This is a genomic window from Planobispora longispora (assembly GCF_016863135.1).
Lineage (GTDB): Bacteria > Actinomycetota > Actinomycetes > Streptosporangiales > Streptosporangiaceae > Planobispora > Planobispora longispora.
Map to the genome: position 1 here is coordinate 10,714 of NZ_BOOH01000069.1, position 24,536 is coordinate 35,249.

The 24,536-nt window shown below is 73.3% G+C and carries 19 protein-coding genes; 6 read left to right on the forward strand and 13 right to left on the reverse strand.

Going from position 1 to position 24,536, the window contains the following annotated elements; all coding sequences use genetic code 11:
• Positions 1–79 precede the first annotated feature (79 nt).
• From Plo01_RS37420 to Plo01_RS37445, 6 genes are read right to left on the reverse strand one after another with little or no spacing between them, the layout of a single operon-like run.
• A complete protein-coding gene (locus tag Plo01_RS37420; protein ID WP_203895532.1) occupies positions 80–1,861 on the reverse strand; it encodes a TRAFAC clade GTPase domain-containing protein in 1,782 nt (593 codons plus the stop codon).
• Complete coding sequence (locus tag Plo01_RS37425) at positions 1,861–4,098, reverse strand: GAP1-N2 domain-containing protein (protein ID WP_203895533.1); 2,238 nt, start codon at positions 4,096–4,098, stop codon at positions 1,861–1,863. The genes Plo01_RS37420 and Plo01_RS37425 overlap by 1 nt, the downstream gene beginning before the upstream one ends.
• 6 nt (positions 4,099–4,104) lie before the next feature.
• Complete coding sequence (locus Plo01_RS37430; protein ID WP_239317833.1) at positions 4,105–5,274, reverse strand: TRAFAC clade GTPase domain-containing protein; 1,170 nt, start codon at positions 5,272–5,274, stop codon at positions 4,105–4,107.
• A gap of 2 nt (positions 5,275–5,276) precedes the next feature.
• Positions 5,277–7,958 (reverse strand): hypothetical protein, encoded by a 2,682-nt coding sequence (locus tag Plo01_RS37435; RefSeq protein ID WP_203895535.1) that lies wholly within the window; start codon positions 7,956–7,958, stop codon positions 5,277–5,279.
• A gap of 10 nt (positions 7,959–7,968) precedes the next feature.
• The gene (locus tag Plo01_RS37440; protein ID WP_203895536.1) at positions 7,969–9,552 is read right to left on the reverse strand and encodes an Hsp70 family protein; all 1,584 of its coding nucleotides are present in this window, start codon (positions 9,550–9,552) and stop codon (positions 7,969–7,971) included.
• Positions 9,553–9,557: 5 nt separating this feature from the next.
• Entirely contained in the window at positions 9,558–10,313 is a 756-nt protein-coding gene (locus tag Plo01_RS37445; RefSeq protein ID WP_203895537.1) for a nucleotide exchange factor GrpE, read from the reverse strand.
• Positions 10,314–10,548: 235 nt separating this feature from the next.
• Here Plo01_RS37445 and Plo01_RS37450 point away from each other — a divergent pair, with 235 nt between their 5' ends.
• The 5 genes from Plo01_RS37450 (at position 10,549) to Plo01_RS37470 (ending at position 17,913) form a co-directional block, all read left to right on the forward strand.
• Entirely contained in the window at positions 10,549–11,274 is a 726-nt protein-coding gene (locus Plo01_RS37450) for a PaaI family thioesterase (protein ID WP_203895538.1), read from the forward strand.
• 166 nt (positions 11,275–11,440) lie between these two features.
• On the forward strand, positions 11,441–12,379 hold the full coding sequence (locus tag Plo01_RS37455; protein ID WP_203895539.1) for an acyl-CoA desaturase: 939 nt from the start codon (positions 11,441–11,443) through the stop codon (positions 12,377–12,379).
• A gap of 171 nt (positions 12,380–12,550) precedes the next feature.
• Entirely contained in the window at positions 12,551–13,447 is an 897-nt protein-coding gene (locus Plo01_RS37460; RefSeq protein WP_203895540.1) for a type 1 glutamine amidotransferase, read from the forward strand.
• Between the two features lie 152 nt (positions 13,448–13,599).
• A complete protein-coding gene (locus Plo01_RS37465; protein ID WP_203895541.1) occupies positions 13,600–16,656 on the forward strand; it encodes a bifunctional [glutamine synthetase] adenylyltransferase/[glutamine synthetase]-adenylyl-L-tyrosine phosphorylase in 3,057 nt (1,018 codons plus the stop codon).
• A gap of 168 nt (positions 16,657–16,824) precedes the next feature.
• Entirely contained in the window at positions 16,825–17,913 is a 1,089-nt protein-coding gene (locus Plo01_RS37470) for a hypothetical protein (RefSeq protein ID WP_203895542.1), read from the forward strand.
• A 59-nt stretch (positions 17,914–17,972) separates the two neighbouring features.
• Here Plo01_RS37470 and Plo01_RS37475 read toward each other — a convergent pair whose 3' ends face one another.
• The 3 genes from Plo01_RS37475 to Plo01_RS37485 form a co-directional block, all read right to left on the reverse strand.
• A complete protein-coding gene (locus Plo01_RS37475; protein WP_203895543.1) occupies positions 17,973–18,566 on the reverse strand; it encodes a C40 family peptidase in 594 nt (197 codons plus the stop codon).
• A 72-nt stretch (positions 18,567–18,638) separates the two neighbouring features.
• Positions 18,639–18,860 carry a hypothetical protein gene (locus Plo01_RS37480; RefSeq protein WP_203895544.1) on the reverse strand — a complete coding sequence of 74 codons (222 nt, stop codon included), beginning with the start codon at positions 18,858–18,860 and terminating at the stop codon, positions 18,639–18,641.
• Positions 18,861–19,001: 141 nt separating this feature from the next.
• Positions 19,002–19,472 carry an Lrp/AsnC family transcriptional regulator gene (locus Plo01_RS37485; protein ID WP_203895545.1) on the reverse strand — a complete coding sequence of 157 codons (471 nt, stop codon included), beginning with the start codon at positions 19,470–19,472 and terminating at the stop codon, positions 19,002–19,004.
• A 65-nt stretch (positions 19,473–19,537) separates the two neighbouring features.
• Here Plo01_RS37485 and Plo01_RS37490 point away from each other — a divergent pair, with 65 nt between their 5' ends.
• The gene (locus tag Plo01_RS37490) at positions 19,538–20,443 is read left to right on the forward strand and encodes an SMP-30/gluconolactonase/LRE family protein (protein ID WP_239317835.1); all 906 of its coding nucleotides are present in this window, start codon (positions 19,538–19,540) and stop codon (positions 20,441–20,443) included.
• Positions 20,444–20,476: 33 nt separating this feature from the next.
• Here the strand turns inward: Plo01_RS37490 and Plo01_RS37495 are convergent, their stop codons facing one another.
• From Plo01_RS37495 to Plo01_RS37510, 4 genes are all read right to left on the reverse strand, one after another.
• Positions 20,477–20,749: a hypothetical protein gene (locus Plo01_RS37495; RefSeq protein ID WP_203895546.1), complete on the reverse strand. Its 273-nt coding sequence runs from the start codon at positions 20,747–20,749 to the stop codon at positions 20,477–20,479.
• 276 nt (positions 20,750–21,025) lie between these two features.
• The gene (locus Plo01_RS37500; RefSeq protein ID WP_203895547.1) at positions 21,026–21,496 is read right to left on the reverse strand and encodes a hypothetical protein; all 471 of its coding nucleotides are present in this window, start codon (positions 21,494–21,496) and stop codon (positions 21,026–21,028) included.
• A 324-nt stretch (positions 21,497–21,820) separates the two neighbouring features.
• Positions 21,821–23,245 carry a type I glutamate--ammonia ligase gene (gene glnA, locus Plo01_RS37505; protein WP_203895548.1) on the reverse strand — a complete coding sequence of 475 codons (1,425 nt, stop codon included), beginning with the start codon at positions 23,243–23,245 and terminating at the stop codon, positions 21,821–21,823.
• A 157-nt stretch (positions 23,246–23,402) separates the two neighbouring features.
• A complete protein-coding gene (locus Plo01_RS37510) occupies positions 23,403–24,419 on the reverse strand; it encodes a hypothetical protein (protein ID WP_203895549.1) in 1,017 nt (338 codons plus the stop codon).
• Positions 24,420–24,536 lie beyond the last annotated feature (117 nt).

Genomic DNA, 24,536 nt, shown 5'->3' on the forward strand with positions numbered 1-24,536 from the left:
CTAACCACGGTCGGCTGACACCTTCCGTCAGTGGACGTCGGCGGGTTCGCGGTGCCCGCCGGTGACCCGGATAACCGCGTCAGAGGAGGGGGAGGGCGGCCGTGCCGTCACCGGTGAGCATCCGCACCGCGACGACGGCCAGCACCGCGATCGCCCCCGCCGACAGCAGCACGGTGGACGTGAAGATCGCCCAGCGGGCGACGCGGTAGCCGGCCGGGATCAGGCCGGCCCGGTCCTGCCCGGCGGACCAGGGGGCGCGCAGGTCGCCCGCGGTGAGCTCGGACTCCGCCCGGCGCCGATGCCCGTTGAGGCGCAGGCCCGCCAGCCACCCGAGCAGCCGGGCGAGCCGGTCGGGATCCGCCGGGAGGCCGGAGGCGAAGTAGCGCACCTCGCCGGCCCTGCGGCCCACCTCGCGCACCAGGTTGCCCATGCCCACCCGGGTCAGCCAGCCGGCCGGGTCGTCCTCCGCGTCCCGCCCGACCGCGGTGTCCCGCAGCAGGTCCGCCTTGGTGATCACGATGGCCAGCCGCCGCTGCCCGCCGCCGTCCGGGCGGCTCGCCAGCTCGTTCAGGACGCGGCTGAAGGTGTCGGCGGGGTCTTCCCGGGAGAGCGCCATGCCGGCGGCGGCGAGGTCCTCGCGCTCGGACGGGAGCAGGTGGTCCTGGACGCTCGGCAGCGCGAACGGGTCGATGATCACAATCATGGCCTCGCCGTGCCCGAGGTAGCCCATCGCCTCCACCGTGCCGGCGCCGGTGTAGTGCTCGCCCGAGGGGTCGAACAGGTAGAGGATGCGGTTGCCGCCCTGCCGGGCCAGCGGCCGCTTCAGGGGCTGTCCCGGGGCGGGTACGGCGATGTCGAGCGTGACCGCCCGGGGGAGTTCGGTCCCCGTCTTGGAGACGCGCCCCCGCCGCAGCTCCCGCCGGAGCCTGCCGAAGGCGACCTCGTCGCTCCTGTCGGTGAACACGGCGCGGCCGCCCGCCCCGGTCACCGCGCCGTGCAGGGCGTCCACGGCCAGGGCCATGAACGTCGTCTTGCCCGCGTCGGGCCCGCCGACGAAGGGCAGCGGCTCCACCCGGGCCCGGCCGATCCGGGCGGGCAGCGCGCGATGGCACGAGGGGCAGTGGGCCTGCAGCCGGAAGCGGCCCAGCGGGACCGTGGTGGGCAGGCGGACGCCGCACCGGCACACGTGCCAGACCGCGCCGTTCAGGTCGGGGGTGAGCCGGCGGTGGCGCTCACCGCACCCCGGGCAGGCGTACTCCGGCAGGGTGAACCGGGCGTAACAGCCGGGGTGCGGGCACGCTTGCAGGATCCGGCGGGTCATCATGAACACCCGCTCCACGCCCCTGAGCGCGCCCGCGCACACCAGCCAGCCCAGCAGCCCGGCCGCCACGGTCAGGGCGTGGGCGGCGGAGACGAGCGCGGCGACGGCGGCCAGCGGGACGGCGGCGGCGACGATGCCGCCGCAGAACGCCAGCCAGAGGGGGAACAGGAAGAGCCCCTGACTCCCCCGCATCATCGCGGTCGTGGCCCTGGACAGGACACCGGAGGCCGTCCCGGCGATGGCCGGGACCGTGTCACCGGCGACGGCCCGCCAGTCCCTCCAGACCTGGACCAGCAGGTACTGCCGGTAGGCGGGGTCGCCTCCGGAGTCACCGCCGCGTCCGGCGCGCGGAGGCTCGACCGGGGACGGCCCGGCGGCCCGGCCCGGCAGCAGGATCCGACCGGCCCGGTAGAAGTGGAAGCAGGCCGCGGCGACCGTGGTGGCCAGCAGCAGGGCGGCGAACACGAACGGGAAGGCGACGAACCCGATCCAGACGGCCGCCGCCCAGACGACCAGGAGCAGCAGACCGGCGATCCACATCAGTCGTCACCCCGCCCGAACAGCCGCCGCCGTCTGGGACCGGCCAGCTCCTTCAGCCCGGCCGCGAGCTCGCTGTCGTGCTTGAAGCGCGACTCCACCGATCCGAAGGGGGACCAGCCGCTGACCTGCGCCCTGGCCCACTCGTCCAGCGGGGGGACCACCAGGCCGTCCAGGCGGAGCCGGATCGCCACCTCCACCAGGGCGAGCTGCTCGTCCCGGTCGATCCGCCGGTCCAGCCACGCGGACGTCAGCCACATCCGCGCCTCCTCGGGGAGGATCCCGACCACGGCCGCGCGGAAGCCCGGGTTCGCCGGCGCCAGCCGCGCGGCGGCCGTCGTGCGCAGGCGCGCCGTCAGGAGCTCGTTCCCCTCCCTGGTCAGCGCGATCAGCCGTGCCACGTCGGCGGCGGCGCCGGCGGGGCGTGCGGCCCCGGGCAGCCGGGAGACGATCAGGACGGCCTCGGCGTCCTCGGCCGGGTATCCCTCCAGGGTCGCCCGCACCCGCTCGGCCAGCCGTACGACCTCGCCGGAGGTCAGCTCGGCATGGAGGAAGGCCTGCGTCGGCAGGTCGTTCAGGCAGGCGGAGACCGCCAGCCGGGGGCCCGCGGTCTCCAGCAGGCGGGAGCACTCGGCGACCGTCGGCGGGTCACGCCAGAGCTCCTCGAGCATCGCGTCGCGCTCCTCCTCGGCCTGCGGTCCGGCCGCGAACCCCAGCAGGAGCTCCGTCGCCTCGGCCCGGGTGAGCCGCCCGGACCGCACCTGCTCGTGGAGCACGTCCACCCCGACGGCGGGGGCGCCCGTCCAGTCCCGGCCGGCCAGCAGGCGGCAGATCTCGCCGGTGAGGAGGTCCCGCCGGACCCGGACCGGGGCCTGCTCCAGCCCCGCCACCACGGCGGCGATCAGCGTCTCCCGCCAGTCGAACGGCGCCCGGCCGATCGCCTCGGCCAGTCCGTCGCCGCCCGCCCGCACCAGGCCCCCGGCCAGCCGGGCGACCTCCTCCTCGGGGACCGGCACCCCGACGGCGTGCACCGTCCGGACCACGTCCACCAGTCCGGCCAGCCCGCGCGTCGCGCCGAGCGCGGCACCGGCCTCGGGCACCAGGCTCCGCCTGGCCTCCGCGGGCAGCGGCCGGGCGGGCGGGGTGAGCCGGGGATCGTGCAGGGACAGCACGGCGCAGCGGACGGCGCAGCGGTCCGCGGCCTCCGGCGGGCCCGCCTCGCACACCGCCGAGGCCAGTTCGTGCCCCATGCGGTCCGCCATCCGCGCCAGGTCCGGCCAGATCCAGTCGGGGACGTCTCCGGTGATCAGCCGCGCGACGGCCGCCTGCTCATCGGCGGAGACCGGCCCGTCGCCCCGGCAGAAGGCGATCAGCGCCGCGGCCGTCTCCGGGTCGGCGTCGCCCATCTCCCCGAAGGCGTCGATTCCGGCCAGGTCCATCCGGCGCCAGCAGTCGGCGACGGTGCCGGCGAACCGGCCGGCCCGCGCGGGCCCGGCGGGCTCGTCCAGCCGGACGAGCGCGGCGTCCACGTCCGCGGGCACCCAGACGTCGGGGGTGGTGCCCACGAGGACCTGGGAGGCCGAGGCGGGATCGGCGCTGTAGGTGGCGAACGACAGCCGGGCGGCGAGGGCCCACGGCAGCGAGTAGGAGATCACCCCGATCCAGCGCACGATCTCCTCGCTGTCATGGGAGATCATCACCACCCGTCCGTGTCCCTGGACCAGCGCCCGCCGTACGGTCTCCAGCAGGAACCCGAGCCGCAGGTAGGCGTCCTCGCCGTGATCGGCCAGCCAGGCGCCCAGCGACTCGGGGTCGATCGAGGAGCCGGGGGCGAGATCGGACAGCTCGGCCAGCGCGGCGCCGGGCGGCGCGGGGGACTCCGACCAGAACGGCGCCTGCCAGAACTCGACCGGCCGCAGGCCGACCAGTTCCTCGCTCCCGGCGACGACGGCGTGGCCGAGGAAGTTGCCGTACCGGCCGGAGTAGTCCTGCCCGAGGTAGACGCAGCGCGCCAGGACGGACCGCGCGCCGAGCCGGTCGTAGGCGAGGGAGACGGGCAGGCGGCGGATCTGCTCGGGGGTCGGCGCGAGAGGCGCGTCCGGCGGGGGTCTGTAGGTCAGGTACGGCGCGACCCGGGCGTGCAGCCCCGCGGGCAGGTCCGGCGTCTCGGCGACGAACTGGAAGCCCGGGAGCCCGGTGGGGCCGGCCTCCACGGACGTGTAGTGCAACTGCCACGCCACGGCCCCTCACCCCCGCACACCGTCGAGCATCTTGAACCGGTACAGCAGCCAGAGCAGCGGGTCCTCGACCCGGTAGGGCCTGATGCCGCCGGGCCCGACCGACTCCGGGCCGGGCACGCCGCCGAGCGCCGAGAGACCGAACAGGGAGAAGTCGGTGTAGTTCTGGCGCAGGTAGCGGTCCACCATCCCGGCCTGCCACTCGTCCAGCAGCGCGCGCACCTGCTCGTGCACCGCCTCCCGGTCGTCCAGGTCGAGGGCGCCCAGCGGGGCGCGGGCCCGGTGCAGCGCGGACTGGCGCTCCAGCGCCGGCCGCAGGGCGTCGATCTTGCTGAGCGCCACGGCCACGGGGATCGTCAGCCTGCGGTCGCCGTCCCGCCGGCGCAGCAGCTCGGTCACCCGGCTGATCACGTTGATCGGGTCGCTGTCGGGGTCGCCCTCCAGGGTCCCGCCGCGGGCCAGGGCCGTGCCGCTCAGCGCGGAGCGGGCGCCCGGCAGCTCCAGGGGATCGACGAGGAAGACGACGGCGTCGGCCGCGCCGAGGTAGCGCAGGTGCGGCTCGGTGACGTCACGGCTGCGCAGGTCCTCGCCCGCGGTGTCGAACAGCACCAGCGTCAGCGACGCGGTACGGCTGCGCAGCCGCCCGCGCACCGTACGGGTGAGCAGGTAGACCAGCGGATCGCGCAGCGGGGCGTTGACGACCGACTGGGTGGTGCTCAGCAGCATGTTCCGCCCGTAGAGGGGACGGGCGAAGTCCTGCTTGTAGCGCTCGATCGTGCGGTCGTCGCACGGGACCAGCGAGGCGTCGAGCTCGGCGCCCACCCGGTTCATCAGCTCGTGCAGCAGCACCGCGATGTAGGTGCTCTTCCCGGACCCCTTCGCGCCGACCAGCGCGACGATCTTGCCGGGGTTGGCGCAGTACTCGGCCGGGAGCTGGTTGTGGCACTCGGGGCAGACCCGCCGCCCGGTCGAGACGCCGCAGGCCGGGCAGTCGGCCCGCCGCCCCGGGCGCCGGACCGGGAACACCGGCGGCAGCGACGGCGGGACGCCGCCGCGGTGCCGCCCGAGGGCCTCGTCGGCCACCGGCTCGCAGCCGGCCCCCCGCCCGGCCCGGCCCACGCAGCGGAAGGCGACGCGGTCGCGGGGCACCCGCGCGAAGCAGTACGGACACGTGATCACGATCACTCCACCTTCCGCTCCCGGACCGGTGCGTCGACCAGGTCCGTCCCGTCGTCGGCGAAACAGCGCAGCCAGTACGGCCTGGACTGCCGGGGCGCGGGCACGGTGAGCGTGACGGGGGCGAGCAGGCCGGTCCACTCGGCGAGCACCCGGCCGTCGTCGTCGGACAGGGGCTGGATCCAGCCCGGCTTCAGCACCAGGATCAGCCGCGCGACCGGGACCGGCCGGTCGGCGTCGAGCTCGACCGTCAGCGAGCGCCGCCACGGCGGCCCGTGGAAACGCAGCCGGCAGCGGACCGGGACGGCGGCCTCCAGGCGCACCGTGGCGGCCGGGCCGCGGACCCGCGCGCCGTGGATCCGAGCGGTCGGGGCGACCTCGATCGTGAGCGGCTCGCCCTCGGGGTGCTCCAGGCGGACCCCGCCCTGCGCGCGGTAGGCCGCCGCGCTGACCGTCGTGCTCCGCCCGCCCCAGCTCACCTCCATCTCGGGGACCCCGGCCGGCCAGTCGAATCCGACGAGGATCGCGGGGCCGCGCCGCTGCGCGGTGAGCCCGGCCGGCGGGGGCAGGCCGACGTGCTCCCGGTGGGCGCCGACCGTCGCGAGGTCCCCCGCGACGGTCACCGCCAGCAGCACGCCGGAGGAGGCGGGGGGCCGGAGCAGGTGGCCGCCCGCTCCCACCGGCGTCGCGGGGACCGCCCGCCCGGCCCGGCGGACCTCAGCCAGCGAGAGCGTCGCGCCGAGCGGCCAGGGCGGGACGGCGTCGAGCGCGAGGAACTCCACCATGCCCGCCGCGGGCTCGGCGCAGGTCACCAGGAGCCGTCCGGGCGCGGAGGGGTCGGGACGCACGCTGAACTCCGTCACCGGCTCGGGCCGGGCGTGCGGGGTCACGGTCCGCCGCACGCCCGGGGTGGTCACCTCGCCGGAGCCGCCGGGGTCGTGGGAGCCGCGGGAGCCGTCAGGGCCGCCGGAGCCGCCGGAGTCGTCAGGGCCGCGGGGGCCGGGGTACACCGCGGAGACGACGTAGACGTGCCCGGCGCCGTTGGTCACCTCCCGGTCGCGGAAGCCGGTCGCGTCCGCCGGGACCGGGCGCCCGTCCCGGGTGACCACGACCCTCAGCGCCTGCGGGGGGAGCGACCAGCGGCCGGTGACGATCCCGTCGCCGGCGGTCAGCCGCACGTCGCGCGGCTCGGGCCGGACCACGACCGGGGAGGCAGGCACGGGGACGGCGGCGGCCTCCCCGCGCCGGGCGACGACGGAGTAGGTCACCGGCACGTCGACGGGCGGGGAGCCGTCGCGGAACCCGGACGGCCCGGGCGGCGCGGCGGCGAGGAGGACGCCGTCGCGGAGCACCTCGTAGGAGATCTCCCCGGCCCGGGACGGGGAGGGCCGCCAGGTGAGCACGACCGCGTCGTCCCGGACCTCGGCGCGCGGCTCACGTGCCGGGTGCGGTGCGAGCCGGGCGAGCAGCTCCCCGGCGCCGGGCAGGCCGGGGACGCGCAGCAGGGCGTCCTGGAGCATGATCCACGCCTCGTCCGGGTCGGCCGCGTTCAGCGCGCGTTCCCGCAGCTCCACGGCCGCCGAGAGCCGGGCCCTGGCCTCGGCCGCGAGGTCGGCGGCCTCACCGGTCAGCGCTCCGGACCGCGGTGTTCCGGTCTCCGGTGTTCCGGGTTCCGGGGACCCGGCTTCCGGTGTCCCGGACTCCAGCGCGGCGGCGAGGTCCACCGCGGCCATGATCTCCCCGGCCTCGATCAGCTCCCGCAGCCGCGCCGCGGGTACCGCGTACGCGCCGTGGGCCCCGCCCTCCTGGCGGACCGCGAAGACCAGTCGCCGGGCGTCCTCCTCGGCGAGGTTCAGCTCGTCGACGGCGTGGCGCAGCAGGGTGTCGTCGGAGGAGTGCTCGCGGACCCGCTCGCGCAGCCGCGTGACGACGTCGTAGCGGAGCAGCGCGGCCGGGTCGGAGGCGCCGCGCAGCGCGGCCAGCACCGTGTCGGCGCCGGTGGTCCAGGGGCCCCGGGTCCTGCGCTCCCACTCGGCCTCCACCTTCCTGATCTCCTCGGCCAGCGGGCCCGCCCCGGGGACGGAGAAACCGTCGAGGACGCGCATCCGCGCGCAACGCCCGCCGAACAGGAAATCGGCCAGGTGGCGTCTGCCGAGCGTGGTGAGCGCCTCGCGCGCCCTGCCGTACCCGGCGTAGGGCGGGGTCTCGGGCAGCGGGTCGGGCGGGCGGACCTCGACGCCGAGCTCGGCGGTGAGCCGGTCGGCGTCCTGCCCGGTCACGCCGCTGGACCTGGCGATGCCGGCGACGATGCCGGGCGGGAGCATGCGGAGCCGCCCGGCCGCGTCGTCGAGGCGCCGCCGCGCGTCGTCGAGCCGTCGGGCCGCACGCCGGTCCGCCTCCCGCAGCGCGGCGCGGAGGGGGCCGAGGTCACCCTGAGCGGCCGCGGCGAAGATGGGGGCGTGGCCTTCGTGATCGGCGGAGAGCCGGTCGATCAGCGGGCGGAAGGTCAGCCGCCCGCGCAGCCGCCGCCAGCCCTGGCGCACCTGGGCGACGGTCTCGGCGATCTCGGCCCCGCTCATCGGCTCGCGCAGCTGGTAGCGGACCCGGAGGTCGTCGGAGAGGGCCCCGCCCGCCTGACGGGCGGGTTCGAGCACCTCCCGGACGTAGCGCCTCTCGTCGAAGGCCATCGGGGACGGCCTAGCTCACGTGGACGCGGGCGAGGGCGGATCGGGAGCCGGCGACCTCCTCCTCGGACATGCCGCCGATCTGGATGCGCAGCTCCAGCCGTTCGCCGGTCTCGAGCTCGCGGGCGGTCACGTGCAGCAGGCCCGAGGAGTCCAGCGCGAAGGCGACCTCGATGGGCCACCCGGCGGGCTTGCCGCGCGGGATCTTCAGCAGGCCCCGGCCGATCAGGTTGTTGTCCGCGATCTCCTCGGACTCCACGCTGCCGGCCTGTTCCATGACCTCGACGTCGACCCCGGACTGGTCGTCCTCCAGCGTGGCGAATCTCTCGGTCACGTCGGCGGGGAGCGGGTCGTTGGCGTGCACGAGGTGGGCGACGTAACTGCGCCGGGTGTCCCGGTCGGTCGCCACGACCCCGAAGCTCCGGGACGCCACCGTCTTGATCGTCCGGCCGGAGATCCGCCGGCGCTGCTCGGTGGACAGGCCCGCGCGGGAGGCCATCTCCTCGGCCCGGTCGTCCTCGCCCGCGCCCAGCAGCCGCCGGTAGGTCTCCTCGAAGGCGTACAGCGCGGCGCCCTTGGCCACCGCCAGGTCCGGATCCTGCAGCCGGGGGGCGACGCCGAGCTCCTTGTGGAGCCTCTCGGCCACCGCGGGCATCTTGGCCGACCCGCCGACCAGGACCAGGTGGTCGAAGCCGTCCACGCCCTTCGACCGCGCGGTCTCGACCGTGCGCCGGGTGATCTCGACGGTGCGGTCCAGCAGGTCCCGGGTCAGCTCCTCCATCTCCTCGCGGGTCAGCTCGACCTTCGCGACCCGTCCCTCGTGCATCACCCGCACCGTGTGCCGGGTGCGGGCGGACAGGGTCTTCTTCAGGTCCTCGGCGTCGCGGCGCAGCTGCTGCTCGGTCTGCTTGTCGTCCAGCGGACCGCTCACGTCGGGGTGCTCGGCCGCGAAGCGACCGGCCAGGTGCTCCACCAGCCGGTCGTCCCAGTCCGCCCCGCCCAGTTCGTGGTCGCCGTCGGTGCACACGACCTCGATGTCGCCGCCGCGCAGAGTGATCACCGTGGTGTCGAAGGTGCCGCCGCCCAGGTCGTAGACGAGGATCCGGCAGTCCTGGCCGGGGTTGAGCACGCCGTAGGTGATGGCGGCGGCGATCGGCTCGGAGAGGACGTCGATCACGTTCAGCCCGGCGATCCGGCCGGCCTTGCGGGTCGCGTCGCGTTCCGCCGCCCCGAAGTACGCGGGGACCGTGATCACCACGTCCTGGACGGTCTCGCCGGTGACGAGGCGGGCGTCCTCGGCCAGCTTCCGGAGGACGAAGGCGGAGATCTCCTCGGGCGTGTATTCGCGCCCGTGCATGGTCCGGGGCACCTCGTGCCCCATGTCCCGCTTGATCCGGCTCACCACCAGGTCGGGCTCGATCACCGCGCTGTCCTTGGCGGTCGCTCCGACCACGACGTTGTCGGGCGTCTCGAAGAACACCACCGAGGGCGTGGTGTCGGCGTCCTCCTGGTTGCGCAGCACGGCGGGCCTGCCCACCTCGTCGACGCCGGCGATGCAGGAGTAGGTGGTTCCGAGGTCGATTCCGTGAACAGCCATGTCGCCTACCGATTCCCCTCGTCGTCGTTCCGGCCGTCGCCGCTCTCCACGTCCTCCGCGTGCTCTACGCCCTCCGCGCTCTCCACGTCCTCCGTGAGCTCCGCGGACCTCGCGGGCTCCACCGACTCCGCCGCGCGTCCGGAGTCCGGTTCGCACACGGATCCCGTCCCGGCGGCGGACCGCTCTTCCCCCGCGGGCTCCGGCCGGGGCGCGCGGCCGACCACCACGCCGGCCTTGCGCAGCACGCGGTCCCCGGCCACGAAGCCGTCGGCGAGCACCTCCACGATCCGCCCGTCGCGCCCGGCCTCCACGGTCTCGGTCCTGACCGGCCGGTGACGCGAGGGGTCGTAGCCCTCCCCGGGCTCGACCGGCAGCCGTTCGGCCCCCGTCCTGGCGAGCACCTCGGCCACCTCGTCGGCGATCGCCTCCAGCATCGCCCCGGCGTGCTCGGCGGCCGGGGGCTCCGGTTCCCGCCAGCGGGCGGACTGCCGCCGGACGGTGTCGTGGAGGCGGTAGAGCCCGGCCCTGACCGGGGCGAGCGCCTCCTGGAGCAGCCCGTGCCGAAGTTCCTGGTTCTCGGCGTGCAACCGGTCGATGATCTGCTCGCGATGGGCCGCCCGCTCGTGCTCACGGCCGATCTCGACGGCGAGAGCGGCGAGGCTCAGGCGTATCTCGTCCAGGAGGGCCGGCTCGCCGCCCGGCGTCTCCTGCTCGGCCGGAAGAGAGGGGGATACGGGGGAATCAGGGGGGTGGGGCGCCATTTACTCCCCTTAGGTGCGCTTACGGCATGACGCAGCGCCACTCTATCCCCGCAGGGGCGTTTTCGGAGGAGTCTCGTGCCGGGCGGGCGGTCATGCCCCCGTCGCCGGTCGTCAACAGGAACGTTACAGACCCCTGGTTGGCTGTACGTGCAATTACTCGGCTAAAATCGGCCGGTCCCTTTGCTTGTTATATATCAGGATCAATCTCGCCATGCACGGCGATAGGAGGTGCGGCATGACGACGGCTGCTGGTCTGCAGACCGTGGTGACCGTTCCGGCGCGTTTCCGCGGGCCCGAAGGCACCGCGAACGGCGGGTGGATCGCGGGCACGGTTTCCGAGGCGCTGCACGGCGCCCGGCACGACTCGGCCGTCGAGGTCACGCTGCACGCGCCCACCCCGCTGGAGACCGAGCTGGACCTGCGCCAGCTCGCCAACACCGCCACCCTGACCCAGGGCGAGACCCTCCTGGCCGAGGCCATCACCGTCGCCGAGGAGCTCGACGCCCCGGCGTTCGTCCCCTTCAACGTCGCCGCCCACGCCGAGCGCGGCTTCGCCGGGCTCAGCGGCCACGCCTTCCCCGGCTGCTTCGCCTGCGGCATGCGCGAGCCCGGCGACGGCCTGCGGATCTTCCCCGGCCCGGTGGAGGGCGCCGACCTGGTCGCCGCCGGCTGGCGGGTGCCGATGACCGTCACCGACCAGGACGGCGTCGTCCCCGACGCGGTCGTCTGGGCCGCGCTCGACTGCGCCACCGGCTGGGCCCACTTCGCCCCCGGCGAGTTCGCGCTGCTCGGCCGCCTGACCGCCCGGGTCCACCGCCGCGTCTACCCCGGCGGCACCTACTCGGTGGTCGCCCGCGCCACCGGCCGCGAGGGCCGCAAGCTCTTCGGCGAGAGCGCGGTCTACGAGGTGGACGGCACCCTGGTCGCCGCCGCCAAGACCACCTGGATCGTTCCCGCCTGATCCCGCCCGGCCGGGGGAGCCCCCGGCCCGGAACGCCTGCCCGCCCCGGCCCGGAACGCTTACCGTTCCGGGCCGGGGCGATCTGTGCGCGCGTGACAAATTCCGGTCGGCGAATCGCCGCCGGGAGCGGAGAATTTGTCGTGATCCGCGATTATCTTCGGCGGACATGGCCTCCTCTTCCACCGCACCGCCGGACCTGGCCGCCACTCCCGTGCCGTGGTTCGAGCGCCTGCTCGTCGTCCTGTTCGTCGTGGTGCCCTTCCTCGCGGTGCTGGCCGCCGTCCCCTTCGCCTGGGGGTGGGGCCTGACCTGGCGGGACGTGGTCATCGCCGGGGTGATGTACCTGATCACCGGGTTCGGCATCACCGTCGGCTACCACCGGCACTTCACCCACCGCTCCTTCCAGGCGAAGACCTGGCTGCGGGTCGTGATGGCGATCGCCGGGGGCATGTCGCTCCAGGGCCCGGTCATCCGCTGGGTGGCCGACCACCGGCGGCACCACAAGTACGCCGACCGGGAGGGCGACCCGCACTCGCCCTGGCGGTTCGGCCCCGGCTTCGTCGGGCTGAGCAAGGGGCTGTTCCACGCCCACGTCGGCTGGCTGTTCAGCCCGGAGCGCACCTCGCGGCGGCGCTTCTGCCCCGACCTGCTCGCCGACCGGCCGATCCGGTTCCTCTCCCACAACCTGGCCTACGTGCCGGTCGTGCTGCTCTCGCTCGGCCTGCCCACGCTCGTCGGCGGCCTGTGGGGCGGCTCGTGGCACGCCGCCCTGACCGCCTACTTCTGGGGCGGCCTGGTGCGGATCTTCCTCCAGCACCACGTGACCTGGTCGATCAACTCGATCTGCCACACCTTCGGCAAGGAGGAGTTCACGGTCAGGGACCGCTCCCGGAACGTGTGGTGGCTGGCCCTGATCTCCCTGGGCGAGGCGTGGCACAACCTCCACCACGCCGACCCCACCTGCGCCCGGCACGGCGTGCTCCGCGGTCAGATCGACCCCAGCGCCCGGCTCATCTGGCTGTTCGAGCGCTTCGGCTGGGCCTGGGACGTGCGCTGGCCGGACACCGAACGCCTGGCCGCCCGCCGGGTGAACGCGATGGCGTGAGCCGCCCGGCATCCGCTGGAGCGGCGCCGCCGTACTGACCGGAACCCCCGTCGATCCGCCGGCCGGGTCCCCGTTCTACGCCGGCCTGGTCGGCCATGGGGAGGGCGCCATTCGTGCCGGGACAAATGATGATGGACCGGCCTATAAGCCAGTAAGGCTCATAATTGCCGCATGAGGATTACCGTCATCGAGCACGAGGCCGGGGCCGGCCTGGGATTCTTCGCCGGTTGGCTGGCCGCGGCCGGGGCGGAGTGCGAGGTCGCCCGGCCGTACCTGGGGGAGGCGGTGCCGGAGCGCGCGGCCGACGGGCTGATCGTGCTCGGCGGCGAGGCCGCGGCCTGGGAGGACGAGGACTACCCCTGGCTGCCCGCCACCCGCGACCTGCTCCGCCGCTCGGTGGACGGCGGCGTGCCGACCCTGGGGATCTGCCTGGGCGCCCAGCTGATGACGCTCGCCTGCGGCGGGAGCGTCGAGCGCGGCGGCGACGGGCTGGAGGTCGGGGTGCGCCGGATCGTCCCGCTCCCCGCCGCGGACGGCGACCCGCTCTTCGACGGCCTGCTGGACGGCCCGCAGCCCGTCGTCGCGGTGCAGTACCACGGTGACGCCATGACCCGGCTGCCCGAGGGCGCGGTCCCGCTGGCCACCGGGGACGCCTACCCCAACCAGGCGTACCGGCTGGGCGAGCGCGCCTGGGCGGTGCAGTTCCATCCGGAGGCCACTCCGGAGATCTTCACCGGCTGGGTGGACGGCTCCGCCGGGCACCTGGCCGCTCTGGGGCATTCCCCCGCGGAGCTCGTGGCCGGGGGCGAGGCGGCCGGGCCGCGGCTCGCCGCCGTCTGGAGGCCGTTCGCCGAGCGCTTCGCCGCCGTCGTCTCCACCTCCACCTCCACCTCCGCCAGCTCCACCTCCGCCAGCTCCACCTCCGCCGCCTCCTCCGCCGTCGCCTCCTCCTCCGCTACGGCCGCGGCCGCGATCGCCGCCCCGGAGACCGCCTCGACTCCGGGAACCGTCCCCGCCCCGGTCGCCGCCGTTCCCGTTCCCGTTCCCGTTCCCGTGACGGAAGGGTGATCGCGGGCCGACGCCGGTGACGCGCCGGGGCGCCGGGGATACGCTGGGCCACGGTGCTCCGACGGCGTGGCGCGTGCGTGTGAGATCCCCTGACCCCCTGATGCGAGGATTGAGGGACGACGGTGCCTGGAATCGGCGACGAGGAAGGGTCGGTGACCACCGTGCCCCGCATTCAGACGACGGCCGGGCGGCTGGCCAGGCTCGGCTTCGCCGACGGAGCCGGGGCCGAGCGGCTCCTCGACGGACTGGGGCCCGAGGCCGCCGGTGACGTCGGCCTGCTGGAGTCCCTCGTCGCCACGGCGGATCCCGATCTGGCGCTCGCCTCGCTGAGCCGGCTGGCCGAGCGGGACCCGGGCGTCCTCGGGGCGCTCCGGCGCGACCCCGCCCTGCGGACCCGCCTGCTCGGCGTCCTCGGCGTCAGCGCGGCCCTCGGGGACCACGTGGCCCGGCACCCGGACCACCGGAGGCTGCTGGAGGGAGAGCGGGCCACGGCGCGTCCCACCGGGGAGGAGCTCCGCGCCGAGCTGCTTCTGGCGGTCGGCGCCGATCCCGGCGACCCCGAGCCGAGGGCGGCGGACGCCTCCACCGCCATCCTGTCCGCGCTCCGGGTCGCCTACCGGGGCCGCCTGCTCCACCTGGCCGCCCGGGACGTCACCGGGGAGGCGGCGCTCGCCGAGGTGACCGCCGAGCTGTCCGCGCTGGCCGGCGCCGCGCTGGAGGCGGGCCTGGCCGTCGCCCGGTCCGAGCAGCCGGAGTCCGGCGCGGTACGGCTGGCCGTCATCGGCATGGGCAAGTGCGGGGCCCGCGAGCTCAACTACATCAGCGACGTGGACGTGATCTTCGTGGCCGAGCCCCGCCGGACGGGCGGCGGGATCGCGTCCGGGGACGCCGTCGGCGAGGCCGCGAGCGGGACCGGCGCCGGGAACGGGGCCGTGGACGACACGAGGGCCGTCCAGATCGCCACCCGCCTGGCCCAGGGGATGATGCGTGCCTGCTCGGCCACCACCCCGGAGGGGGCGCTGTGGGAGGTCGACGCGGCGCTCCGTCCCGAGGGCAAGGCCGGGCCGCTGGTGCGGACCCTCGCCAGCCACCAGGCCTACTACCGGCGCTGGGCCAAGACGTGGGAGTTCCAGGCGCTGCTGAAGGCCCGGCCGGTCGCCGGGGACATGGAACTCGGCGGCCGTTACGTCGACGTCATGAACGAGATGGTCTGGCAGGCCGCCACCCGCGAGAACTTCGTCGAGGACGTGCAGGCCATGCGCCGCCGGGTGGAGGCCCACGTCCGGGCGGAGGAGGGCGAGCGGCAGATCAAGCTGGGCCCGGGCGGCCTGCGGGACGTCGAGTTCGCCGTCCAGCTCCTGCAGCTCGTGCACGGCCGCCTGGACCCCCTGCTGCGCCGCCGCGCCACGCTGCCCGCCCTCGCCGCCCTGTCCCGGGGCGGCTACATCGGGCGGGAGGACGCCAGGGCCCTCGCCGAGGCGTACACCTTCCTGCGCCGGGTCGAGCATCTGATCCAGCTGCACCGGCTCCGCCGTACCCACGTCGTGCCCGAGGGGGAGGACGAGCTGCGGAGGCTCGGGCGCGGGCTCGGCATGACCGCCGACCCGGTGGGGGAGTTCACCGCCCGGTGGCGGCGGCACGCGCTGGAGGCCCGCCGCCTGCACGAGAAACTGTTCTACCGGCCGCTGCTGCAGGCCGTCGCCCGGCTGCCCGAGTCGGAGGACCGCCTGTCCGCCGCCGCCGCGCAGGCCCGCCTGGAGGCGCTCGGATACGCCGACCCGGCCGGGGCGCTGCGCCACATCGCGGCGCTGACCACCGGAGTCTCCCGCAGGGCGGCGATCCAGCGCACGCTCCTGCCCGTCATGCTCGGCTGGTTCGCCGACGCCCCCGACCCCGACGCGGGCCTGCTCGGCTTCCGGCAGGTCTCCGACAAGCTCGGCGCCACCCCGTGGTACCTGAGGCTGCTGCGCGACGAGACCGCCGTCGCCTCGCGGCTGGCCCACGTCCTGGGCACCAGCAGATATGTGACCGGGCTGCTGCTGCACGCCCCCGAGGCCGTCGCCATGCTCGGCTCCGACACGGAGCTGGACCCGCGGCGGCCCGAGTCGCTGCTGGCGGAGATCCGGGCCACGGTCGCGCGCCATCCCGAGCACGCGGAGGTCGCGGTGGCCGCCGTGCGCGCCCTGCGCCGCAGGGAGCTGTTCCGTACGGCGGTGGCCGACCTCGCCCGGCACATCGACATCGAGCGGGTGGGCCAGGCGCTGTCCACGCTCAACGACGTGACGGTCCAGGCCGCCCTGGAGGTCGCGATCGCCAAGGTCGAGATGGAGCGGCGGACCCCGCTGGGCACCCGGTTCGCGGTGATCGCGATGGGCCGTCTCGGCGGCGTCGAGTGCTCCTACGGCAGCGACGCCGACGTGATGTTCGTCCACGCGCCGCTGCCCGGCGTGCCGGAGAAGGACGCGGCGGACGCCGCGCACGCGGTCGCCAACGAGCTTCGCCGTCTGCTGGCGCTGCCCGCCCCGGACCCGCCGCTGACCATCGACCCCGACCTGCGTCCCGAGGGGCGGCAGGGGCCGCTGGTCCGCACGCTGGCCTCCTACGCGGCCTACTACGCGCGCTGGTCGTCGCCGTGGGAGTCACAGGCGCTGCTGCGCGCCCGGTTCTGCGCCGGGGACGCCGCTCTCGGCGCCGAGCTGCTGGCGCTGGCCGACCCGCTGCGCTACCCGGCCGGGGGCGTGCCCGACGAGGCCGTGCTGCAGGTCCGCAAGCTCAAGGCGCGGATGGAGGCCGAGCGGCTGCCCCGCGGGGCCGACCCCGCCCTGCACACCAAGCTCGGCCGGGGCGGCCTGTCGGACGTGGAGTGGGTGGCCCAGCTCATCCAGCTCCGCCACGCCGGACGCCTGCCGTCGCTGCGGACCACCCGCACCCTGGAGGCGCTGCGCGCGGCGGTCGCCGAGGACCTGCTCGACCCCGCCGACGAGGACGTGCTCGCCGACGCCTGGCGGTTCGCCTCCCGCATCCGGGACGCGATCGTCCTGGTCCGGGGCCGCGCCTCCGACTCCATCCCGAAGGACGTCCGTGAGCGCGCGCTCATCGCCCGCGCCCTCGGCTACCCGCCGGACGGCAGCGAGGACTTCGTGGACGACTACCGCCGCGTCACCCGCCGCGCCCGCCAGGTCGTGGAGCGGGTCTTCTACGAGGACTAGGGTCCATCCGGTTCCCGCCGCGCCGCGTCGTCCGGGCCGTGTCGTCCGGGTGGAGCCGCGCGCACGGCGGCCGGTGACGGAGTCCGGGTCGATGCCGCCCTGGCGGATCCGGCGTTCCTGTTGCGCCCGCCACAGCCGCCGTGTATCAACGACTCCGGGTGATCCGTTTTGATATCCGTCTACGCCGATCTGGCCATCGGCCTGGTGCTGGCCTTCCTCCTGCTCTCCCTCCTGGTGAGCGGGGTCAACGAGGCCTTCGTCCGACTGCTCGGGATCCGCAGCAAGTTCCTGTGGGCCTACCTCCGCGACACTCTGGACGGGGGTTCCTCCGAGGGCACCTCGTGGATCCCGTCCAAGATCGCGGACGTCTTCGCCAAGATGCCCTTCTCCAAGAACGACCCCCGGCCCCGGCACAGCCCCGACCCGGCCCCTCCGGTGGTCGCGCCGATGCCGGTGGACCCCGCCACGGTGCTGGCCGCCGAGGCGCCCGTGCCCGACGTCGACATGACCGAGCGGCTCTACCGCCGGCTGCAGGAGATCGACCACCCCAAGGGCGCGCGGACCACCATCTCCGACATCCCGCCCGAGCGGTTCTCCGGCGCGGTCATGGAGCTGGTCTCCGCCGAGGAGAGCGGGGTGGAGGGTCTGATCGCCAAGCTGGAGGCCATCCACAGCCCGCTCGCCGGTCACCTGCGCGGCGTGTGGAAGAGCGCCGAGGCGGACATGGAGAAGTTCCGGGCCGGCGTGGAGGCCTGGTTCGACGGGGAGATGCAGCGTCTGTCCGGGCTCTACCGCCGCTACGTCAAGTGGGTGGTGTTCGCCCTGGGGGTGGTGCTGACGCTGCTGTTCAGCATGGACGCCCTGGAGTACGGCAAGACGCTGCTGCGCGACAACGCCTTCCGGGCCGGGGTGGCGGCGATCGCGGGCGGCGGGGAGGGCAGCCTGGCCGCGCTGGAGGAGGAGCTGAAGGGCAAGTGCACCGCCACCGGCGGTGACGCCAAGCCGTACGAGTGCGTGACCGAGGTCTTCAGCTCGCCCGCCCTGGTCAAGATCTTCGACAACGCCATCGTGAGCATCACCGTTCCCCCGGACGGCGGCGACCCCTCGGTGAACTGGAACGGCGGCGTCTGGTGGGACCGCCTGATCACTCCCGGCCACTGGCCCGGCTATCTCCTGACCGCCGTGGCCCTGCTGTTCGGCGCCCCCTTCTGGTGGGACGTCCTGCGCCGCATCACCGGGTTCCGCAACCGCGGCTGACCGCCGTCGCGCGGGCGGGGCGCCGGGGCCGCGACGGTCCGCCCGGCCGCCCGCCGGGCTCAGGGATAGCGGAAGTATCCGGCGAACCCCTTGACCCGGGTGACGGGGTCGATCCGGACCTCCGTCCCGGTCCCCAGCGCATTGATCATCTTGCCCTGGCCGATGTAGACGCCGACGTGGTGGGTCTTGATCCTGCGCTTGCTCACCGTGCCGTAGAAGACGAGATCTCCGGGGCGGGCCTTGGCGGCCGGCACGCGGGTGAGCCGCCGGACGTGGTCGTCGGTGTTCCCCGGCCCGAGGACGTCGCGGCCGTAGGCCAGGTGGTAGACCCACCGGGCCAGGCCGGAGCAGTCGAGGCCGAGCGTTCTGGTGGCCGGGCAGGGCCGGACCGCGCCCCGGTACCCCCGGCACGTGCCCAGCGAGGGACCCGGCCGCTCGCCGTGGCCGCCGCCCCAGGAGTAGGGGATGGCGCCGCCCTTCCAGCCCGGCTGGGCGGCCCCGGAGCGGATCGCGTGGGCGATGGAGGTCAGCCGGTTCAGGGCGGCGGGCAGGATCGGGGCCGAGGCGGTGGCCAGGAGGAGCGCGGCGAGCGCGCCCGCCGCGGCCGTTCCCCGGCGGGCGGAGGTCCTCCCCTGGCGCTCGGGCACCCTCACCGCCCCTGCTCTGTCGGCCTGCTTTATCGGCTTATATCAAGATTTATTCTGCTATACGCCTATACGCCGCGGTCACTCCTGGCAGTCGTCGATGTCGACGTCGACGTCGACCTTCTTCTTCTTGGACTTCGGCGGCTTCTGCCCCGAGGAGTCCGCGGCGGCGCCGGCCTGGGCGAACGAGAGGCTCGCCGTGCCGGCGGAGGCGGCGCACGCCTCGTCGCCCGCGCTGCAGGCGACGAGCGTGGTCAGGGCGATGGCGATGACGCCGGCAGTGGTGGCGACGGTGCGGAACACGGTGGTCGTTCTCCAGATGGTGCGGTTGCTTTCGGTGCCCCATTCCTATCGGGAGCCGCTTGCAATGCGCTGAAACGTCACTTGTGTCCGGAATTGATGGGGGTGGGGCGCGGTGCCGTACCGTCCCGGCCGGGTCCGGGATCACCGGGGCGGCGGCTCCGGTGCGCCGGTGGGGCCGGGCACGTGGACGCCGCGCTCGAAGAAGGTCTCCAGCACGACGACCGTCTGGGTGCTGGCCACCCCTTCGATCTCGAACACCCGGCGCAGTACGGCCTGCAGCTCCGAAGTGCTCGACGTGCGGATCTTGGTCAGCACCGACGCCGGGCCCGCGATCACGTGGGCCTCCTCGACCTCGGGAATCGCCCGGAGCGCCTCGGCGGTGTCGCCCATCCAGGTGTTCCCGTCGATCATCACGTACGCCAGCACGCCCCGGCCCGCCGCCACCGGATCGACCTCCACGGTGGTGCGCCGGATCAGGCCGCGCTCGCGCAACTTCCTGACCCGCTCGTGGGCCGCGCCGCCCGACAGGCCGACGGCCGCCCCGAGCGCGGCATAGGAGCGGGTGGCGTCTTCCTGGAGCAGGCCTATCAGCATCCTGTCGATCTCATCCACAGCAGGACATTATCAAGACATTTCGATATTTGACATGATGAGGTTCGGTGATATTGGCTCTTCTCGTGACAGAGACCATTCCCGCCGAGTTCGACGCGCTGGACGACCGCTTCGCCGCGGTGGGCGGCGACGAGCGGATCGAGCGGATCCACCACGGCTGCCGCTGGGCCGAGGGGCCCGTGTACGTCCCCGCGAGCCGCCAGCTGCTGTGGAGCGACATCCCCAACGACCGGATGCTCCGCTGGGACGAGCTGACCGGCTCCGTCGGCCCGTTCCGCGCCCCGGCCGGCTACACCAACGGCCACACCCTCGACGCCCAGGGGCGCCTGATCTCCTGCGAGCAGGGCAACCGCCGCGTCACCCGTACCGAGCACGACGGCTCGATCACCGTGATCGCCGACCGGTGGGAGGGCAGGCGCCTCAACAGCCCCAACGACGTGGTGGTGAAGTCCGACGGCTCGATCTGGTTCACCGACCCCTCCTACGGCATCACCAGCGACTACGAGGGGCACCGGGCCGAGAGCGAGATCGGCGCGGACAACGTCTACCGCGCCGACCCGGTCACCGGCGAGGTGCGCCTGGTCGCCGGGGACTTCGTCCGCCCCAACGGGCTGGCCTTCTCCCCGGACGAGCGGGTGCTCTACGTCGTCGACACCCGGCGCAGGCACCTGCGGGCCTTCGACGCGCACGACGACGGCACGCTCTCGGGCGGCAAGGTGATCTCCGAGTGCGCGGCGGGTTCCTACGACGGGATCAGGCTCGACGACACCGGCCGGATCTGGGCCGCCACCCACGAGGGCGTTCACTGCCTGGCCCCCGACGGCACGCTGATCGGCAGGCTCCCGCTCCCGGAGAAGACCTCCAACCTGGTCTTCGGCGGGCTGAAGCGCAACTGGCTGTTCATCACCGCCTCCACCTCCGTCTACGCCATCATGACGAACGTGCGCGGAGCCAGGCCCGCCTACGCGTAGGGCGGACGCTCGCGCCGGGCGGCACGGGCCCGGTCAGGACACCCGCTTGGGGATCCTGCCACCCCAGCTGAGCGTGACGCGCATCATCTTGTGCCCGGGGTCCGCCGCCGGCTCGAAGACCAGCGGGCAGCCGGCGCCGGATGGCCGAACAGAGCCCAACGGTCCTGTCCCGGGGACGTCGACGCCGCGCGGGACGACGAGCGCGTAGTCGACGTGCTCGTCGGGGGTGTCCCGCAGCGGGGTGCAGACGAAGCCTTCGTCGCAGACCAGGCCGATCGTGAGAGATCCGTCGTCCCACGACTCCACCGTGGGGCCGTTCCCGTGGGGGGAGGCGCGTCACCTGGACCTCGGCGACGTCCGATGTGACGATCTCCACGTCCCCGTGCTCGGGCGGGGGGCGGGGCCGAGGCGGCGCGGACCGATCGGGCCCTCGCCGGCTCCGCGGCGACGATCATCGGCGAGCACATGCACGAACTGGGGAAGATCCTCATCCTCCGGGTGTTCTTCCAGGGCCCCGCGGTCCTGTCCGCCTGCCTGATCGGGTTCGCCGTCGGCAGGCTGCCGGAGGCCGATCGAGGCAGCTCATCCGCCACAGCTGGAGTATTCCCTGCTGCTGACGTAATCCTGGATCAGCCAGCCGTTCTCGGTTTTGCGCAGGGTCAGGGTTCCCAGACTGTTGGGGTCCTCCGACGGGTCCGCGCCATCGGGATGCGTCCACCCCTTCCCGCAGTACCCGCTGACCTCGGCCTCGTCGCCCTCCGTCTTGAGACCGGTGGGAACCATCTGCCGATAGGCGTCCCGATCGGTGATCTTGCCGTGAAACAAATTGACGGCCTGCTCGCAAGTGCTCATCTCGTTGCCGCGAGCGAACAACTCCTGTGCGGCCGCCGACATCAGGTTGCAGGCCTCTTCGCCCTCGTCGTCGGTGATGAACGCGGTGAGTCTCGTCAACGTCTCCTGCGGCGTGTCCGCCCCTTCGGGTTCACCGCTGCCGCAACCCGTAGCGGCCAGAAGGGACATCGTAAGGACGAGCAGCAAACGGCGCGGGAGCATGTCTCTCCTCATCGGACGGCTGGGCTGGTTTCCCGGTGCCGACTTTATCTATTTTTCGGGTTTGTCCACTCCTCTTTGGTGGATGAAGGCGCGAGGAAAGCGAGGGAAGGCGGCAAATGGATGTTTAAGTCGAAAACTTCTCTTATCACAGATTTAAAGATATTTGTCCGGGAGTAGGGGCGGGAGCGGGAGCGCATGCGAAAGGCCGTCGGGCGTGCCCTGAACGGGCGGTCGCTCGACGGCCTCACGCGTGATGTCTGAGTGCCCCGCAGGTGCCCCGGCGGATCATCCGCCGAGGTCTCCGCAGTTCACGGCCTCGGCGGATCAGACGTCGTAGTAGAGCTCGAACTCGTGCGGGTGCGGGCGCAGCCGGATCGGGTCGACCTCGTTCTCGCGCTTGTAGGAGATCCAGGTCTCGATCAGGTCGGTCGTGAAGACGCCGCCCTCCAGCAGGTAGTCGTGGTCGGCCTCCAGCGCGGCCAGCACCTCCGGCAGCGAGCCGGGCACCTGCGGGATGTTGCGGGCCTCCTCCGGGGGGAGCTCGTAGAGGTCCTTGTCGACCGGCTCGACCGGCTCGATCTTGTTTCGGATGCCGTCGATGCCGGCCATGAGCATGGCCGAGAAGGCGAAGTACGGGTTGCAGGACGGGTCCGGCACGCGGAACTCGATGCGCTTGGCCTTCGGGTTGGAGCCCGTGATCGGGATGCGGATGCAGGCCGAGCGGTTGCGCTGGGAGTAGACCAGGTTGACCGGGGCCTCGTAGCCGGGGACCAGGCGGTGGTAGGAGTTGACCGTCGGGTTGGTGAAGGCCAGCAGCGACGGGGCGTGCTTGAGCAGGCCGCCGATGTAGTAGCGGGCGGTGTCGGACAGGCCCGCGTAGCCGACCTCGTCGTAGAAGAGCGGCTCGCCGTCCTTCCACAACGACTGGTGGCAGTGCATGCCGGAGCCGTTGTCACCGAAGATCGGCTTGGGCATGAAGGTGACCGTGTGGCCGTACTCCAGGGCCGTGCTCTTGATGATGTACTTGTACAGCATCAGGTTGTCGGCGGTCTTCAGCAGCGTGCCGAACTTGAAGTCGATCTCGGCCTGGCCGGCGGTGCCGACCTCGTGGTGCTGCATCTCGACCTCGATGCCCGCCTCGATGAGCCGGCGGACCATCTCCGAGCGCAGGTCGGTGAAGTGGTCCATCGGCGGCACCGGGAAGTAGCCGCCCTTGAAGCGCGGCTTGTAGCCGAGGTTGCCGCCCTCCTGGGCCTTGCCGGTGTTCCAGGCGCCCTCGATGGAGTCGATGTGGTAGAAGCTCTCGTGCGCGCTGGTCTGGAACCGTACGTCGTCGAAGATGTAGAACTCGGCCTCGGGGCCGAAGTAGACGGTGTCGGCGATGCCGGTGCCCCGCAGGTACTCCTCGGCCTTGCGGGCGACGTTGCGCGGGTCGCGGGTGTAGGCCTCACCGGTCAGCGGGTCGTGCACGAAGAAGTTGATGTTGAGCGTCTTGTGGTCCCGGAAGGTGTCCAGCACCGCCGTGGACGGGTCGGGCAGCAGCAGCATGTCCGACTCGTGGATGGCCTGGAACCCGCGGATCGAAGAGCCGTCGAACATGAGACCGTCGGTGAAGACGTTGGAGCCGAAGTTCTCCGCGGGGAAGGTGAAGTGGTGCGTCGTCCCCGGCAGGTCGGTGAACCTGACATCGACGAACTGTACGCCTTCGTCCTTGATGAACTTCAGGACGCCGTCGGCGGAGTTGAACACGCGAACCTCCCAAGGGGCACGGGCTAACGGACCGACCGTAGGCCCGCGCCGTTACCGCCCCGTGTCTCGTTTGTTTCACTCGTGTTAAGGGACGCCGCCCTACGCTAGCCGTAAAACCCGGAGCACCCTGCGGAAAAACTCGTATTTTGCCCGGTTTTCACGTTCCGGTCGTGAGGCGGCAGCCCTCCTGCCTGGTCTCGTCCTCCAGGTCGTACGGGTCGACCGGGGCGCCGGTCGCCTTGGCCACCTCCCGGTCCGCGGGGGAGTCCTCGTAGGAGGGGTGCACGAAGCCGTCGCCGACGTCGCATCTGGCGCCCGCGGTGCCCTCGCTGTTCCAGTTGCGGACCCAGATCACCAGCTCGCCGTTCTCGCGGTGGACCTCGATCTCGCCCACGTTGTGCGCGACGACGCGCATGGCGGTGTGCGGCTGGCCGGGCCGCTGCACGGCGTAGACGAACAGGTAGTTCACCTTGATCCGGACTCCGGTGCGCCCGCGGCTCTTGAACGGGGAGAGCTTCGTCCGCCCGTGGACCTTGATCACGTCGGTGACGGGCTCGGCGGTCTCAGGGGCGAAGGAGGTCAGCCAGTACCGGGTGTTGAAGCCGTCTTCCCGTGGCTTCCTGCGGTCGAGGTTCTTCAGGAACCACTCGCGTATCTGGGGGTGGAGGAGCCGGCTGAAGGGTTTGTGCCCGGCCTCGAACAGGACGCGGCGGTCGAGGTTGGAGGCCTTGAGGAGCTCCCTGGTGCGCTTCAGCGCGGTGGCGACGTCCTTCTCGCTCAGCCCTCCCGTCGCCTTGGCCTCCGGCATCGCCAGGCCTTCGACTCCCTCCGGGTAGTCGATCGCCGGAGACCCCTCGAACGGCGACACCTTCACCGGAGTCGTCTCCTCGGGGACCGGTCCCGGGACCGGAGCGGGCCGGGAGCCCTTCTCGAGGCGCTCGGAGAGGGCGGTGACCACTCCCTCCAGCAGGTCGGGCCGGTAGGCGATCACTCCTCCGGCCGCCGCGACCGCGACCGCCGTCACCAGCGCGGTGAGCCGCCACCTCCGGCGACGCCTGTTCCGCGGATGCGCCGCCCATTCCCGCCGGGCGGCTCTGGCCATCCGCTCCCGCTCCTCCGCGTCGATCTGCGAGGTGAGCTCTTTGAAGCGTCTGTCGATGTCGTGCTCTGACACGGGGAAGTGCTCCGGGCGAAGGTGATGATGTGAGTGTTGATGCACATGATGGTGGATTTTCGCCTCATTTCGATAACCGGCTCGGCTGGATTCGGGGGCGGCCTCCCGGGCGGATAC

Excerpts from the sequence above, each read along its gene's own strand:
- Plo01_RS37420 (WP_203895532.1), bottom strand. The coding sequence starts at position 1,861 with ATGTGGATCGCCGGTCTGCTGCTCCTGGTCGTCTGGGCGGCGGCCGTC.
- Plo01_RS37435 (WP_203895535.1), bottom strand. The coding sequence starts at position 7,958 with ATGGCCTTCGACGAGAGGCGCTACGTCCGGGAGGTGCTCGAACCCGCC.
- Plo01_RS37440 (WP_203895536.1), bottom strand. The coding sequence starts at position 9,552 with ATGGCTGTTCACGGAATCGACCTCGGAACCACCTACTCCTGCATCGCC.
- Plo01_RS37445 (WP_203895537.1), bottom strand. The coding sequence starts at position 10,313 with ATGGCGCCCCACCCCCCTGATTCCCCCGTATCCCCCTCTCTTCCGGCC.
- Plo01_RS37450 (WP_203895538.1), top strand. The coding sequence starts at position 10,549 with ATGACGACGGCTGCTGGTCTGCAGACCGTGGTGACCGTTCCGGCGCGT.
- Plo01_RS37455 (WP_203895539.1), top strand. The coding sequence starts at position 11,441 with ATGGCCTCCTCTTCCACCGCACCGCCGGACCTGGCCGCCACTCCCGTG.
- Plo01_RS37460 (WP_203895540.1), top strand. The coding sequence starts at position 12,551 with ATGAGGATTACCGTCATCGAGCACGAGGCCGGGGCCGGCCTGGGATTC.
- Plo01_RS37500 (WP_203895547.1), bottom strand. The coding sequence starts at position 21,496 with ATGCTCCCGCGCCGTTTGCTGCTCGTCCTTACGATGTCCCTTCTGGCC.